Raw genomic sequence first — 15,341 nt, forward strand, 5'->3', positions numbered from 1 at the left:
CCTAGTGCGGCAGTACCAGCTTCAGTACCTGTCCGCTGTCCAGCACGCCCAGCGTGTAAGGACCAATTTGTGTGACAGCACTTGGCGCCTTCAGTTTGTCCGCCACCACGGTTTCCTTGCCATCCGGCGCAATGCGCACGATGGTGCTGCCGCGTGGCTGATAAATATAGCCATCGGACGCGGCACCCAGGCCGGCGGGTAGGGCGCTGATGGTGCTGACCACGCCGGCGGGCGTGATTTTGCGCAGGCTAGCCTGGTTGCCGTAGTAGGTCTTGTCGCTGACGTAGATATTTTCCTCCGCATCCATGCCGATAATCGCCGGGCCGACAAAGCGCGCGGCAGTGCCGGTGCCGTCGGCTGGCGGTGCGTAATTGTTCACGCCGTCCGGGCGTACCCCGGCAAACACGCTGATCACGCCGGCCGGTGTCACCTTGACGATAGCGCCGCCCAGTACCTCGATGCGGCCCTGCGGCGAGCGGGCTTCGGACAGGTACAGGTTGCCGGCGCGGTCGGCCACCATGCCGCTGCGGATATCGAATGATTTGTCGCCCATTAGCGTGGAGACCGTGCCGTCAGGCGCGATCTTGCGGATCACCATGCCGCCTGGCCCAAAGCCCAATGCCGATGGAGTCATCACGCCCGGCGTGTCGGTGACATAGATATTCCCAACCGGGTCGGCCGCGATATGGGCTGGCTGGTCGAAGCGCGCCATGCCTGGGGCGCCATCCAGCGGCATATGGGTCTCGCTGGATGCGCCGGCCAGCGGCAGCGGTTTGCCGCCTGAGAGCTGGCGCAACTCGCTAGCTAGCACCAGCGCCACGCGGCCATCGCTGCTGGCGCCGATGAAGCGGACGCCGGCCTGTCCCTGCAGCAGGGTGCTGAGCGTATTGTCGGCGCCCAGCTTGAAGATGCCGTCGTTGTTGTAGATGATGGCGCTGCCGTCGGCGCTGCCTGCCAGGCTGTGGATGCTGTTGCCATTCAGGCCCGGCGTAGCGATCGTCGTCACCTTGGCGCCGGCGGTCACGCGGCGCAGCACACCATTATCATTCACCACCAGGTTGCCGGCGCGGTCGCTGGCCGTGTCCCAGATCAGGTTGAATTGTGCGGCCGTGCCCGTGCCGTCGACGCGCGGCGTGTTATAGGTGCTGCCGTCGGTCAGGGTGCCGGCAAAGGGACTGATAACGCCTTCCGGGGTGATGCGCCGGATGGCCGACCCGCTGATCAGGTAGACCGCGCCGTCGGTGGCGGGCTGGATTTCGGCAACCTCGCTGAATTTGAGATTCTCCAGCACCGTCATGCCCTGACCGGCCAGGTTGACGCGGCGCAGGCGCCGGTTGCTGCCCAAGCGCTCTTCCAGCAGCCAGACAGCGCCATCGCTGGCGACCGCCACCTTGGGCAGGTAGGAGTTGATATTCTCCGGCAGCGTTTCGCCCACGTACAGCGTGCTCACCACGCCCGTCGTACTAACCTTGCGCAGGGCGATCTGCGCATCCGAGCGGTCCAGCACCACATAGCCGCCATTGCCGTCGGCGGCGATGGCTTGCAGGGAAGAGAAGGACGCGGCGGCGCCGCTGCCATCCACCATGCCGGGCGCCTGCCACAGCGCGCCTGCCACCGCACGCAGCCCGGGCGCGCCCGGGTCTGGATAGACGGTAAAAGTAAAGTTTTTGCTGATGTTGTCGGCTGTGAGGGTGACCGCCACCTGGGTGATGGTCGCCAGGCTGGCAGGCGGCAGGTAATTCACCTGCTTGCCGGTGCTGGCGGAAAGGGCGCCAGGCATGCCAGGCGCCAGTTGCCAGTTGATGCTGGCGCTGCCAGGCGAGTTGGCCGTCAACGCGAGCGGAGCACCGCCGGCCATGGCCAGGAACGCCGGCGCATTCAGCGTGATGGTGGAAACCGGCGTCACCGTCAAGACGATGGACTTGCTGACGCCGTCGGCCGTGGCGGTGATGGTGACCTGGGTGTTGGCCTGCAGGGTCGCCGGCGGGATATAGGTGACCGCGCCGCCGGTCGTGGCGGACAGTGCGCCCGGCGCACCAGCCGATAACTGCCAGCTCACGGCTGCGCCGTTGGTAGCGGTGGCGGTCAGGGCCACTGGCGCCGCGCCGGCCTGGACCTGGGTGCTGGCGGCGCTCAGCATGAGGTCGACAGTCTGGACCGGTGGAATGGTGGTGGACGGGGGCGTGGCAGGCGGGTTGGTGGTGGACGGGGCGGAGCCGCCGCCGCCGCCGCAAGCGCTAAGGGCCAGCAGCAGCGAGGTTGCCAAAATAGTACGTTTCATGCGGGGTTCTCTTATTTATTTGTAAAAGATGTGGAAATTGTACGACTGCATGGCACCGGAAAGGCTCACGCTTTGTCACCCACCCCGGCGCCGGGGCGGTAGGCGGCGGGAATTCGGTTAAACTTACTGAATGCAAATTTACTTCCTGATCGCAGCAACGCTGCTTTACCTGGTTTGTGCAGTTCTCCCCTCCCGCAAGGCCGCGCCGATAGCCGCACTGACGGCCGGCGCCTGGCTGCTGCACGGCGTCGCGCTGTGGATCGACGTGATGGTCCCAGGCTCGCTGCGCATCGGTTTCGCCACCATGCTGTCCTCCGCGCTGTGGATTTCGGTCGGCGCCTACTGGCTGGAGAACCAGAATTTCCCGCTCGATGGCCTGCGCCGCATCGTAATGCCGGTGGCCGCGCTGGCCGTGGCGCTGCAAGCCGGCTTCCCCGGCGCGCTGATCCCGACTGCCGGCCGCTCGCCGATGCTGGGCTGGCATATCGCCGTCGCCACCCTGGCCTACAGCACGCTGACCATCGCCGCCTTCCACGCCGTGCTGATGGCGCTGCAGGAGTCGCGCCTGCACACCCGCAGCGACCGCGCCGGCATCTTCGCCACCGCGCTCGACCAGCTGCCGGCGCTGCTGACCATGGAAAAGCTGCTGTTCCGCCTGATCGGCTTCGGCTTCGTGCTGCTGAGCCTGACCGTCCTGTCGGGCATTGTGTTTACCGAAGAATTGTTTGGGCGCGCGCTGAAGTGGGACCACAAATCCGTCTTCACCCTGCTGTCCTGGGTCCTGTTTGCCGCCTTGCTGGCGGGCCGCCACTTCCGCGGCTGGCGCGGCAAGACGGCCCTCAGCTTCACGCTGGCGGGCTTTGCGACCCTGCTGCTGGCCTATGTCGGCAGCCGTTTTGTAATGGAAGTGGTTTTACACCGAGGTTTGGCATGACACGTCTTTTGTTCTGGATTGCGCTGGTGATCCTGGTCGTCGCTGCGATCCGCAGCAAGCTGCGCAAGATGAGCGGCCCGCCGCCAGGCGCCCAAGGCCAGCAGCCCGCGCAACGCCAGCAGCCGCAGCGCCCCGCCGAGCAGCCGACGGAAAAGATGCTGCAATGCGCGCACTGCGGCGTGCACTTCCCGGCCTCCGAGAACGTGCCCGCCAACGGCCGCGATTACTGCAGCGCGGCGCACGCCCCGCACTAAGGCCGCCGCAGCGTGTTCGCCCGCCTCCATTCCCTGTCGGCCGCCTCGCGCGATACCTTCTGGCGTTCGCTGCAGGCGCTGGGCGCCACCCGCATCGTCATTGCCATCGTCCTGCTGCTGTACTTCAGCTCCGGGCATGTGGAAGCGCGCGAATCGACGGCGCAGATTTGCGGCAGCTACCTGCTGGTCGCGGCCGGCTTGCAGGCCCTGGCCAGCCGCTGGCGCAGCCACTTCATGCTGCAGATGATGTCGCAGGTGGCCTGCGACCTGACCTTCATCTCCCTGTTATATATGGCGACCGGCGGCATGCGCTCCGGCTTCGGCATCCTGTACCTGTTCCCGCTGGCCGGCTGCGCCATCCTGGCGCCGCTGCTGCTGGCGCTGTTCAGCGCTTCGCTGGCCACCCTGTTCATGCTGGCCCACAGCACCTGGCTGGCCTACACCTCGGCCACCGACGATTCGCAGATGATGCAGACCGGCCTGTACGGCATCGCCTGGTTTGCCGCCGTGCTGGTGGTGAACCGCATGGCGGCGCGCCTGATCGGGCAGGAGGAACTGGCCGCCCAGCGCGGCATCGAGATCGGCGTGCAGCAGGCCGTCAACCGCCTGGTCATGTCGCATTCGGCTGACGGCATCCTGGTGGTCGGCCCGGACGGCGCTATATATATGAGCAACCCGGCGGCGCAGCAGATGCTGGGCGGCCCGGCGCTGGCGCTGGACGGCGCCGTGCTGCAGCCGGTCGCCGTGGCCTACGAGGCCTGGCGCGCCGACCCGGCCCAGGCGACCGCCTTCATCACCATCAAACCGTATGCCGACCCGGCGCTGCAGGAAATGACCGCGGCCTGGAGCGCGCGGCGCGACGTGGCCCTGCACCTGAAACTGCGCTTTGCCCCCGCCGACACCGCCGGCCTGGACGTCGAGCGCAACGTGATCTTCCTGGAAGACGTGACCAGCATCGAAGAAAAGGCGCAGCAGCTGAAACTGGCCTCCATGGGCCGCCTGACCGCCAGCATCGCGCACGAGGTGCGCAACCCGCTGTCGGCCATCGGCCACGCCAATTCCTTGCTGGAAGAGGACCTGCAGACGCCGGTGCACAAGCGCCTGCTGAAAATCATCAGCGACAACGTGGCGCGCGTGAACCGCATGGTGGAAGACATCCTGCAGCTGTCGCGCAAGGCGCAAAGCCACCACGAGCCGATGGAGCTGGAAGGCTTCCTCAACGAACTGAAGGCCGAATTCGACGAAACCCATAAGCTCGACAGCCGCATCGTCTGCCTGGGCGGCATGCAGCAGGTCACCGTGCGTTTCGACCCGCTGCACCTGCGCGAAGTGTTGATCAACCTGCTCAATAACGCGGTGCGCTACGCCAGCGGCACCCCGGCCAGCATCAAGGTGTTCATCGTGCTGCTGCCGGGCCGCCCGCTCGAGCTGCACGTGCAGGACGACGGCCCCGGCATTTCGCCGCAGGTGCGGGCCCACCTGTTCGAGCCGTTCTACACCACCTCGAGCAAGGGCACGGGCCTGGGCCTGTATCTGGCGCGCGAATTGTGCTTGAATAACGATGCCATGCTCGATTACGAACACCGTTTCGACGCCGGCATGACAGACGGCGGCGCCCGCAAGTCGAGCGGCCGCTTTGTGATTACCTTTGCGAGAACCGCATGACTGCTCCACGTGTCCTGGTCGTCGACGACGAAGCCGACCTGCGCGAACTGCTCGAAATTACCCTGCTGAAGATGGGGCTGGACGTGGACAGCACCGAAACGCTTCGGCACGCGCGCCAGCTGTTCGCCGAAAAAGACTACCAGCTGGTGCTGACCGATATGCGCCTGCCCGATGGCCTCGGGCTGGAACTGGTGCGCGACGTCAGTGCCAGCGGCAAGAACACCCCGATCGCGGTGGTGACCGCCTTCGGTAGCGCCGAAAACGCCGTGGTGGCGCTGAAGGCGGGCGCCTTCGATTACGTCAGCAAGCCGGTGCAGCTGGACCAGCTGCGCGTGCTGGTGCAGTCGGCGCTCAAGCTGAACGAGCAGGCCCCGGCCGCCGTACCGGCCGCCGGCAGCCAGCAACCCAGCCGCCTGCGCGGCAGCTCGGCCGCCATCCAGTCGCTGCGCGCCCAGATCGCGCGCCTGGCCCGCTCCATGGCGCCGATCGCCATCAACGGCGAATCCGGTAGCGGCAAGGAACTGGCGGCGCGTGAAATCCACGCCCAGAGCTCGCGCGCCGACAAGCCCTTCATCGCCGTCAACTGCGGCGCGATTCCCGAAGCGCTGATGGAGGCCGAGTTCTTCGGCTACCGCAAGGGCGCCTTCACCGGCGCCGCCGACGAACGCGATGGCTTCTTCCAGGCCGCCAACGGCGGCACCCTGATGCTGGACGAGGTGGCCGACCTGCCGCTGGCCATGCAGGTCAAGCTGCTGCGCGCCATCCAGGAACGCCGCGTGCGCAAGATCGGCGCCACCGCCGAAGAACCGGTGGACGTGCGCCTGATCAGCGCCACCCACAAGAACCTGGAAAAACTGGTGGAAGAAGGCCAGTTCCGCCAGGACTTGTTCTACCGCCTGAATGTGATCGAACTGCGCCTGGCCCCGCTGCGCGAGCGCCTGGATGACCTGGATGAACTGATCGACGCCATCCTGGCGCGCCTCGGCACTTTCGAGCACAAGGCCGTGCTGGGCCCCGGCGTGCTGGAAGTCCTGAAAGGCTACAGCTTCCCCGGCAACGTGCGCGAGCTGGAAAACATCCTGGAACGCGCGCTGGCGTTTTCCAACGATGGCGTGATTTCTGCGGAAGACCTGGCACTGAAAGGCGGCTCGCTGCCGCCGCCCGTCCCGGCGCCTGCGCCAGCCCCCGCCGCAGCCCCAGCGCCGGTGCCAGCCCCGGCGCCCGGCGGGGCAGGGGAGGCCGCCGTCGCCGACGCGGCCGCCTCCGGCGAACCGACCATGCCGCCGCTGCCGGTGCTGGACATCTTGCCCAGCAACCTGCCGGCCTATCTGGAAGCGGTCGAGCGCGAAATCATCAGCCGCGCGCTGGCGCAGACCAATTTCAACCGCACCCAGGCTGCCCAGCTGCTGGGCATCAGTTTCCGCCAGCTGCGCTACCAGATGCAAAAGCTCAACATACAGGACCCGGACTGATCGTCTATAATCCCGCTCCGCCGCGAAAAAGCCCTTCATTGTTGTAGCGTTTTTGCCAATGCACAACCTCATGCTGCGTCGCAACATTGCATAATAAAAAAGCAGTGTTAGTACTCGCTCACCGCCGATCGCTTGTGTTGATCGGGGAATCCAAAAGTCAATAAGAATCGTGGCAAAAACGAAAAAATTTCATCTTGTGCGGATCGAATCGCGTCACTACAATTAGTGGACAGAATTCGATGGTTCACTAGATATAGTGGTCATAAACAAATACTGAATACGCGGAGCATAAATGCAATCTACTCAAGACATTTCCATCACCCAGGCGCCACAAGTGCCTGTTTCCGCTGGTGAAACCGCCGGCGGCGTCGCTGTTCCTGCCAGCCAGATGGCCGACTACCGCATCATCCGCCGCAACGGCGCCGTGGTCGCGTTCGAGCCGTCCAAGATCGCCGTGGCGATGACCAAGGCATTCCTGGCGGTGAACGGTGGTCAGGGTGCGGCCTCCGCCCGCATCCGTGAACTGGTGGAAGAACTGACCAACAACGTGGTGGCCGCCCTGATGCGCCGCCAGCCAGCCGGCGGCACCTTCCATATCGAAGACGTGCAAGACCAGGTTGAACTGGCCCTGATGCGCTCCGGCGAACACGACGTGGCACGTTCCTACGTGCTGTACCGCGCCAAGCACATGGAACAGCGCCGCCTGAAGAAAGAAGCGGCCGGCGCCACCGACGCGGCGGAACCACAGATCAACGTCACCGAGAACGGCGTGTCCCGTCCGCTGGTGATGCAGGAAGTGCGCGACCTGATCGGCGCCGCCTGCAAGGGCCTGGAAAAGCACGTCGATGCCGACGCCATCCTGGCCGAAACCGTGAAGAACCTGTACGACGGCGTGCCGGTCGAAGAACTGCACAAGTCCGCCATCCTGGCTGCCCGCGCGCTGATGGAAAAGGACCCTGCGTACTCCCAGGTCACCGCCCGCATCCTGCTGCACACCATCCGTAAGGAAGTGTTCGGCAAGGAAGTGCCGCAAGCCGGCGCCGCCGCTGCCTACATCGAGTACTTCCCACAGTACATCGCCAAAGGTATCGCAGCAGAACTGCTGAACGAAGAACTGGGCAAGTTCGACCTGGCCAAGCTGGCCAAGGCCCTGGTGGCCGACCGCGACCTGCAGTTCGGCTACATCGGCCTGCAAACCCTGTACGACCGCTACTTCCTGCACGTGCGCGATGTGCGCATTGAAATGCCGCAGGCCTTCTACATGCGTGTCGCCATGGGCCTGGCCCTGAACGAAACCGACCGCGAAGCGCGCGCCATCGAGTTCTACAACCTGCTGTCGACCTTCGACTTCATGTCGTCGACCCCGACCCTGTTCAACTCCGGCACCCAGCGTTCGCAGCTGTCCTCCTGCTACCTGACCACCGTGTCCGACGACCTGGAAGGCATCTACGACGCCATCAAGGAAAACGCACTGCTGGCCAAGTTCGCCGGCGGCCTGGGCAACGACTGGACCCCGGTGCGCGCCCTGGGCGCCCACATCAAGGGCACCAACGGCAAGTCGCAAGGCGTTGTACCGTTCCTGAAAGTGGTGAACGACACCGCCGTGGCAGTGAACCAGGGCGGCAAGCGTAAAGGCGCGGTCTGCGCCTACCTGGAAACCTGGCACATGGACATCGAGGAATTCCTCGACCTGCGCAAGAACACCGGCGACGACCGCCGCCGCACCCACGACATGAACACCGCGAACTGGATTCCGGACCTGTTCATGAAGCGCGTGATGGAAAAATCGCACTGGACCCTGTTCTCGCCATCCGAGACCCCGGACCTGCACGACCTGACCGGCAAGGCCTTCGAAGAAGCCTACGTCGGCTACGAAGCCAAAGCCGCCGCCGGCGAAATCCGCGTGTTCAAGAAGATCGAAGCGCTGGACCTGTGGCGCAAGATGCTGTCGATGCTGTTCGAAACCGGCCACCCATGGATCACCTTCAAGGATCCGTGCAACATCCGTTCGCCGCAGCAGCACGTGGGCGTGGTGCACTCCTCGAACCTGTGCACCGAGATCACCCTGAACACCAACGAAGACGAAATCGCCGTCTGCAACCTGGGTTCCGTGAACATGCCTGCCCACATGAAAGAGGGCAAGATCGACCACGTCAAGCTGCAGAAGACCATCCGCACCGCCATGCGCATGCTGGATAACGTCATCGACATCAACTACTACGCGGTTGAGAAAGCACGCAACGCCAATATGCGCCACCGTCCGGTCGGCCTGGGCGTGATGGGCTTCCAGGACTGCCTGCACATGATGCGCGTGCCTTACGCTTCGATGGAAGCGGTGCAGTTCGCCGACACCTCGATGGAAGCAGTCTGCTACTACGCCTACCTGGCGTCGACCGAACTGGCGGAAGAGCGCGGCCGCTACGAATCGTACGAAGGCTCCCTGTGGTCGCGTGGCATCCTGCCGCAAGACTCGGTGCGCCTGCTGGCCGAACAGCGCGGCGGCTACCTGGAGCAGGACCTGTCCTCCTCCATGGACTGGACCCCGGTGCGTGAACGCATCGCCAAGTTCGGCATGCGTAACTCGAACTGCGTCGCGATCGCCCCGACCGCCACCATTTCGAACATCATCGGCGTGTCGGCTTGCATCGAACCGACCTTCCAGAACCTGTACGTGAAGTCCAACCTGTCCGGCGAGTTCACCGAGATCAACGCCTACCTGGTACGCGACCTGAAGGCACGCGACCTGTGGGACGAAGTGATGATCGCCGACCTGAAATACTTCGACGGCTCCCTGAGCAAGATCGACCGCGCACCGCAAGACCTGCGCGACATCTACGCCACCGCCTTCGAAGTCTCGCCAACCTGGCTGGTGGAAGCAGCATCCCGCCGCCAGAAGTGGATCGACCAGGCCCAGTCCCTGAACATCTACATGGCAGGCGCTTCCGGCAAGAAGCTGGACGAAACCTACAAGCTGGCATGGCTGCGTGGCCTGAAGACCACCTACTACCTGCGCACCATCGCTGCTTCGCACATGGAGAAATCCACCACCCGCACCGGCGCCCTGAATGCCGTGTCGTCGAGCGTGCCGGACGCCCCAGCCGCAGTAACTGCTGAGGTAACCGAAGGCGCCGCCTGCTACCTGCGTCCTGGCGACCCAGGTTTCGAGGAATGCGAAGCCTGCCAGTAATCCAATAAAGGAGTAGGCTTGGTGTCAGACCCTACGGGTCTGACACCGGTTTACCGGTTTTAAAAAATAACGAGGAACAACAAAATGCTATCCTGGGACGAAGAAGCCGCGAGCACCCCGCGCGCCACCCCACCACTCGGCGCCACGGCCGAAGCCACCGCCGAGCAAGTCGCCCTGCGCGTCAACGCCGACGACAAGCGCGTCATCAACGGCCAGACCGACGTCAACCAGCTGGTCCCATTCAAATACAAATGGGCCTGGGACAAATACCTGGCCGGCTGCGCCAACCACTGGATGCCGCAGGAAGTGAACATGCAGCGCGACATCGAGCTGTGGAAGAACCCGAACGGCCTGTCCGAAGACGAGCGCCGCCTGGTCAAGCGTAACCTGGGCTTCTTCGTCACCGCCGACTCCCTGGCCGCCAACAACATCGTACTGGGCACCTACCGCCACATCACCGCCCCAGAGTGCCGCCAATACCTGCTGCGCCAGGCGTTCGAAGAAGCGATCCACACCCACGCCTACCAGTACATCGTGGAATCGCTCGGCCTGGACGAGCAGGAAATCTTCAACGCCTACAACGAGGTAGCGTCGATCCGCGACAAGGACCAGTTCCTGATCCCGTTCATCAACGTCCTGACCGACCCGGCTTTCAAGACCGGCACCATCGAATCCGACCAGCAGCTGCTGAAGTCCCTGATCGTGTTCGCCTGCCTGATGGAAGGCCTGTTCTTCTACGTCGGCTTCACCCAGATCCTGGCGCTGGGCCGCCAGAACAAGATGATGGGCGCCGCCGAGCAGTACCAGTACATCCTGCGCGACGAATCGATGCATTGCAATTTCGGCATCGACCTGATCAACACCATCAAGCTGGAAAACCCACACCTGTGGACCCCGGCATTCAAGGAAGAGATCAAAGGCCTGTTCCTGCAAGCCGTCGAACTGGAATACCGCTACGCAGAAGACACCATGCCACGCGGCGTGCTGGGCCTGAATGCCGCCATGTTTAAAGGCTACCTGCGCTTTATCGCCAACCGCCGCGCCACCCAAATTGGCCTGGAGGCACTGTTCGACCAGGACGAAAATCCATTCCCATGGATGTCGGAAATGATCGACCTGAAGAAAGAGCGTAATTTCTTCGAAACCCGCGTGACTGAATATCAGACCGGCGGCGCGCTGAGCTGGGATTAAGCGTCTCGACCCATCCCCAAGAGCCCGGCGAAGCCGGGCTTTTTTTTGTCCGACGTTTCGGTTTCATTTAACGAGATCCTGAGTTATTAATAAATATGCACTACAGTGCCGGAACATCCTTAGTAGCGCGAAAGTTTACCTCTGACTTTTTCCAGCATTACGTTGACACAGCTTGGCAGCTCAAACCCCCTTGTCATAAATGGTGTTGGCACAATCACTCAAGATGAGCTCGGCTCGCTACAACTAAAATTGTTCCAACAGAGTCCGCTGGAACTGAGGCGAGTCTTCGCATATCAGGGCGAAAAATCCGGTGGTAAGTTCTCATTCGCAGGAGCTTGCAGACTCGAAGCGACTAGTTACGAAGGAGGTGGGACTTGGACTTGCGGATATCTGCGGACAAGTGAAAATATTAGGCTTGACGGCGATACCTGTACAGGCGTCTTCTCGGGGGAAGTGGCAAGGCTGGATAGCTCGCATGGGACTCCATCAGGATTTCAAAAGAGTTCTTTTGAAGGCATTATCCCGTTTGAAGTAGATCTGCCTTTCAATCTTGGTGCTGATGGTAAAAGGAACAGTTATCCAGAACGGATGATTAAGTTCACTTTTAATAAGAAGACGAATATCGAGATTCAGCGCTTTGACGGTCACACTGCTATAAGAATTACGAATAAATTCGAGTTGATTTCTGACCGTTTCGTGGAAGTTCTGCTGCAGGGTATTTCAATTGCAACGGGCAGGAATTTGAAATTTATATGGCGCCAGAAGATTGGGGAGCACTTTCACCATAATGTTGTTTCCGATTTTGATTTTGAGGGGTCTAGAATTGTTCTTCCGCCCTCTCTAAATCTACGTTCCCTTCTCCATTTCATTAGCTTCCTTGATGGCTATATCAAGTTCAGCCTTCGCAATGAGCATAATTATTTTAGCTTTTGGGAGAAACTCCATGCAAGCTGGGCTACCGGGGTGGTTGTTGCGGCGTTACCGTTGGCGGTTTACATAGAAGGAACTGTAATGAACGGACTTCGAGCGTTAGTTGAGCAATATGGTATTGATCGAAATCTAGTGGTCAGCTGGCAGTTCGTAAGAAACCGATCGGCTCACGGGCATGACTTTAATCGAGAACGAATTTCAAAAACACAAAAAGCTGTGACTGCGATTTTCTCCTGCCTGCGGTTATTTTACGAACTGTTGTTTCTTAAGATGGAATTTTCTGGATATGTCATTGACTATTCTAAAATTGGATTTCCATCAGATTTTCGATATGCAAGTCGATTCAAGTTAAAGACCAGCGCAGTAATAAAATTATCTAAATGAAAATTGATGCCAGCGTTTGGCGATGGTGACAAAGAATGGCTCGGTTGGGCCATTTTTTCGTTGAGCGGATGACAATTGCATACTCACCAAACTGAACGGGAACGATTGTCCGTTGATGGCGGTGCCGAGTGACTAGATAGGCTTTGGCTAGGAAGCGAGCAGTGCAATGGGGCCTTGGGTTGGCGTTAAATGATCAAGTCAGATTTTTGCGCGAATACGCTAGAAAATGGCATGATTATTGGCAAACATGCCTGCTACACTTTGCCTCCACAGCTGGATGTCTATTTGCTTTCATTTCCCTGAGGCCAAAATCCGTTTATGTTTCTGCTTTTATCAGAGATCACTGCAAAATATTCTGCGCCTTGGGCAGGATCGTGCTTCGTCCTGTTGGTCGGCAGCCATGCAGCGCATTCTGCAATATTTTGGGGAACGCGAATTACGCCCTTGTTAAGGATTATTTGCCCCTAATTCTCACGGTTTTAGCCCCGATCTTAAGACATAAGCCAATCGCACATTGGACTAATAGCTGTGGCCTTATTGCCTAGTGTAACGTCAAATAGATTTATGTCTTGGCCGCTACGACAGAACAATTTATTTGGTCATTTAAAGTTCGCTTGCTTAGCGTACAGTTAGAAACTTTGGGAAAATTAAGTGCCTATTTGTTGAACGCAAAAGGTTCGGTATCAAACCGATGTAGACGGCTTCGCAGGCCGTTGGGTAAACACTGGCTACCCCAGCTCCGAGTTGTACAAAAATGTGTACAATGATTTCATGCACCAACCGAGAGGCACCGCATGAACATCCTTACTTTTAGCGAGGCGCGCGCTGGGCTGAAAGCTGTGATGGATGATGTTTGCACCAGCCACAGCCCGACGGTAATTACCCGTCAAAATGGTGATTCCGTTGTGATGTTATCGCTGGCGGATTTTAATAGCATCGAGGAAACTTTATACCTCCTCGGCACTCCGAAAAACGCCCAGCACTTGCTGACATCGCTTGAACAGTTGAAGGCCGGAAAAGCCCGTCTACGGGAGCTTGACCGGAATGACGGATCAGAAAGCGAAGAACAAAGAACAGGCTAGACAATCGCTTGTCGCATTCACCGACGCGGCGTGGGAGAGCTACCTGTACTGGCAAGAGAAAGATCCGAAACTGGTTGAAAAGATCAACGAGCTGATTGATGCTTGTCTGGACTCACCCAATACAGGCATTGGTAAGCCGGAGCCATTGAAAGGCAATTTGACTGGGCTCTGGTCGCGGCGTATCAATCGCGAGCATCGCCTTGTTTATATGTTCGAGGCCGGTACACTTTATATCGTGTCTTGTCGCTTTCACTACTGATGTCATTGATACGAAAAACTCTGGGCATTGGCACGATTGCAATGACGGCATTCGGCCTTACCGCGAAGGGTGGTTGGGCGTCGGAGCCGACCCAGGTGCGGGTAGCCGCGCAAACTGACTCGGAACCCAAATTCATCGCGCAAGTTGGTGGGGTGGTGGGCAACTGCATCGACATTTTCCGCGCGATTGAAAAAATTGATCCAGATATCAAATTCGTTGGTGAGCAGCGCTGGATGCCGCTTAAGCGCATCGAGGCGATGGTCGGCGCCAGACAGCTTGATGCGATCTGCGGATTGATTCGGAACGAAGATCGGCTCGCCGCCTACAAAATCCCTGAAACCCCGCTGTTCACCGTCACCTACCACTTCCTGGTGCGGGCGGACGACCCCATCAACGTCAAGACTCTGGATGAAGTGCGACGGCTGAAAGATGATGGTGTCATTCTGGTCAACGGCGGCAGCGGCCCAGTTGCCACACTTAAGAACGCGGGCCACCTGAAAATAGACAGCGCTGCCAGCTCCTCCAGCACTAATATCGAGAAACTGCTGGCGGGCAGGGGCCGCTTTTTCTATTATCGGCAACCGGGCCTCAATTCGGAAATCAGAAAATCCGGACACGCCAGTAAGGTTCGCATCCTGCCAGCGACGTTCGACTCGCAAGTGTTCTATATGATGCTCGGCGCCCACGTCGGCAAAGACGCCGAATCCAAAATCTCACAAGCCCTTATCAAGCTAAGCGAATCCGGCGAACTAAAACAGATCGCCGACAAATGGGCGACCTACTGAGAGACCTGGCCCATAAGATGGTTTGGCTAAAGTCGTGAAGATGTCACCCAACGCGTTGCCGCTTCCGACCTGATTTCAGGGAACGGAAGCCGCCTGGCGGCTGGGGCGCCAGTTGGCGTATTTGCGGTCGATGGCGGCGGAGGTGCCGTCTTTGACGATCTCGGCCATGGCTGCGCTCAGCGCGGCGATTTGCGCGTCGGGTACGGCCTTGTTGCAGGCCAGGTAAGCGCGTGAGGTGTGGAAGGTGAGCAGGGGCACGATCTTGCCGGCCAGGCCTTCGTTTTCCAGCACGCCGGTGGCCAGGGCGATGCTGGCCACCCACAGGTCGATACGCTTGCCGACCAGCTTGCGCGGGTTGGAGAGATTGTCGCCGGCGGTATCCACCGTGAAGCCGCGCGCCTGCAGGTACTGGGCGCGCACATCGCCCGCATAGCCGCCGATGCGCAGGCCTTTGGCATCCTCTAATTTAGTCAGGCGGAAAGTCGCGTCGGCCAGGCCGTAAAAGGTCCAGTCGACTTCGCGCAAGGGCCCGACCCATTTAAATAGCGCTTCGCGTTCTGGCGTACGCGAGGTGGAAAACACGCAGGCATCCGGCGTGCGCAAGGTCACTTCATAAGCGCGCCGCCACGCGGTCACCTCGATGGTGTAATTGATGCCGGCACGCGACATGATCTCTTTGACCTTGTCCGGCGAAATGCCGTACACGCGTTCGCCGTCGCGCATGATGTCGGGCGGCGTATGCTCGGTGAACAGCTGCAACGATCCAGCCGGCGCTGCCAGGGGCAGTGCCAGTAGCGGCAGCGCTAGGAGCAGCTTGGGAGGCATGGTTTGCTCATCTTCTGCGCATTGCCGGGCGATGTCAATCGAGCCGCCTACGTAGAAGACCTTACTTGTGTCATATAAAAATTGCTGGTAAA

12 protein-coding genes are annotated in these 15,341 nt (G+C 60.3%); 10 read left to right on the forward strand and 2 right to left on the reverse strand.

Features of this window, described 5'->3' with window-relative positions; all coding sequences use genetic code 11:
* Nucleotide 1: 1 nt before the first annotated feature.
* Nucleotides 2–2,281, reverse strand: coding sequence for a hypothetical protein (locus AAHE99_RS10610; RefSeq protein WP_342117094.1), 2,280 nt, complete (start codon nucleotides 2,279–2,281; stop codon nucleotides 2–4).
* Nucleotides 2,282–2,411: 130 nt separating this feature from the next.
* Here AAHE99_RS10610 and AAHE99_RS10615 point away from each other — a divergent pair, with 130 nt between their 5' ends.
* The 10 genes from AAHE99_RS10615 to AAHE99_RS10660 all read left to right on the forward strand — a co-directional run bounded on the left by AAHE99_RS10615 (nucleotide 2,412) and on the right by AAHE99_RS10660 (nucleotide 14,424).
* Nucleotides 2,412–3,215 (forward strand): cytochrome C assembly family protein, encoded by an 804-nt coding sequence (locus AAHE99_RS10615; protein ID WP_342117096.1) that lies wholly within the window; start codon nucleotides 2,412–2,414, stop codon nucleotides 3,213–3,215.
* Nucleotides 3,212–3,469 carry a PP0621 family protein gene (locus tag AAHE99_RS10620; RefSeq protein WP_342117100.1) on the forward strand — a complete coding sequence of 86 codons (258 nt, stop codon included), beginning with the start codon at nucleotides 3,212–3,214 and terminating at the stop codon, nucleotides 3,467–3,469. Before AAHE99_RS10615 ends, AAHE99_RS10620 begins: the two co-directional genes overlap by 4 nt.
* A gap of 12 nt (nucleotides 3,470–3,481) precedes the next feature.
* Entirely contained in the window at nucleotides 3,482–5,134 is a 1,653-nt protein-coding gene (locus AAHE99_RS10625; protein WP_342117101.1) for a sensor histidine kinase, read from the forward strand.
* Nucleotides 5,131–6,606, forward strand: coding sequence for a sigma-54-dependent transcriptional regulator (locus AAHE99_RS10630; protein ID WP_342117102.1), 1,476 nt, complete (start codon nucleotides 5,131–5,133; stop codon nucleotides 6,604–6,606). The genes AAHE99_RS10625 and AAHE99_RS10630 overlap by 4 nt, the downstream gene beginning before the upstream one ends.
* Before the next feature lie 292 nt (nucleotides 6,607–6,898).
* Nucleotides 6,899–9,793 (forward strand): ribonucleoside-diphosphate reductase subunit alpha, encoded by a 2,895-nt coding sequence (locus AAHE99_RS10635; RefSeq protein WP_342117103.1) that lies wholly within the window; start codon nucleotides 6,899–6,901, stop codon nucleotides 9,791–9,793.
* An 84-nt stretch (nucleotides 9,794–9,877) separates the two neighbouring features.
* Nucleotides 9,878–10,984 (forward strand): ribonucleotide-diphosphate reductase subunit beta, encoded by a 1,107-nt coding sequence (locus AAHE99_RS10640; protein WP_342117104.1) that lies wholly within the window; start codon nucleotides 9,878–9,880, stop codon nucleotides 10,982–10,984.
* Between the two features lie 162 nt (nucleotides 10,985–11,146).
* A complete protein-coding gene (locus tag AAHE99_RS10645) occupies nucleotides 11,147–12,298 on the forward strand; it encodes a hypothetical protein (protein WP_342117105.1) in 1,152 nt (383 codons plus the stop codon).
* 794 nt (nucleotides 12,299–13,092) lie between these two features.
* The gene (locus AAHE99_RS10650) at nucleotides 13,093–13,380 is read left to right on the forward strand and encodes a type II toxin-antitoxin system Phd/YefM family antitoxin (protein ID WP_342117106.1); all 288 of its coding nucleotides are present in this window, start codon (nucleotides 13,093–13,095) and stop codon (nucleotides 13,378–13,380) included.
* Nucleotides 13,343–13,639: a Txe/YoeB family addiction module toxin gene (locus AAHE99_RS10655; protein ID WP_342117108.1), complete on the forward strand. Its 297-nt coding sequence runs from the start codon at nucleotides 13,343–13,345 to the stop codon at nucleotides 13,637–13,639. The genes AAHE99_RS10650 and AAHE99_RS10655 overlap by 38 nt, the downstream gene beginning before the upstream one ends.
* Nucleotides 13,640–13,680: 41 nt before the next feature.
* Entirely contained in the window at nucleotides 13,681–14,424 is a 744-nt protein-coding gene (locus AAHE99_RS10660) for a substrate-binding periplasmic protein (RefSeq protein ID WP_342117110.1), read from the forward strand.
* A gap of 75 nt (nucleotides 14,425–14,499) precedes the next feature.
* On the opposite strand, the gene AAHE99_RS10665 is transcribed toward AAHE99_RS10660, so the two are convergent.
* Nucleotides 14,500–15,249 (reverse strand): substrate-binding periplasmic protein, encoded by a 750-nt coding sequence (locus AAHE99_RS10665; protein WP_342117112.1) that lies wholly within the window; start codon nucleotides 15,247–15,249, stop codon nucleotides 14,500–14,502.
* Between the last annotated feature and the right edge of the window lie 92 nt (nucleotides 15,250–15,341).

The organism is Pseudoduganella sp. OTU4001 (assembly GCF_038440195.1).
Taxonomy (GTDB): Bacteria; Pseudomonadota; Gammaproteobacteria; order Burkholderiales; family Burkholderiaceae_D; genus Rugamonas.

Coding starts and splice junctions, on each gene's coding strand:
- AAHE99_RS10610 (WP_342117094.1), bottom strand. CDS start 2,281: ATGAAACGTACTATTTTGGCAACCTCGCTGCTGCTGGCCCTTAGCGCT.
- AAHE99_RS10615 (WP_342117096.1), top strand. CDS start 2,412: ATGCAAATTTACTTCCTGATCGCAGCAACGCTGCTTTACCTGGTTTGT.
- AAHE99_RS10620 (WP_342117100.1), top strand. CDS start 3,212: ATGACACGTCTTTTGTTCTGGATTGCGCTGGTGATCCTGGTCGTCGCT.
- AAHE99_RS10630 (WP_342117102.1), top strand. CDS start 5,131: ATGACTGCTCCACGTGTCCTGGTCGTCGACGACGAAGCCGACCTGCGC.
- AAHE99_RS10635 (WP_342117103.1), top strand. CDS start 6,899: ATGCAATCTACTCAAGACATTTCCATCACCCAGGCGCCACAAGTGCCT.
- AAHE99_RS10640 (WP_342117104.1), top strand. CDS start 9,878: ATGCTATCCTGGGACGAAGAAGCCGCGAGCACCCCGCGCGCCACCCCA.
- AAHE99_RS10650 (WP_342117106.1), top strand. CDS start 13,093: ATGAACATCCTTACTTTTAGCGAGGCGCGCGCTGGGCTGAAAGCTGTG.
- AAHE99_RS10655 (WP_342117108.1), top strand. CDS start 13,343: ATGACGGATCAGAAAGCGAAGAACAAAGAACAGGCTAGACAATCGCTT.
- AAHE99_RS10660 (WP_342117110.1), top strand. CDS start 13,681: ATGACGGCATTCGGCCTTACCGCGAAGGGTGGTTGGGCGTCGGAGCCG.
- AAHE99_RS10665 (WP_342117112.1), bottom strand. CDS start 15,249: ATGCCTCCCAAGCTGCTCCTAGCGCTGCCGCTACTGGCACTGCCCCTG.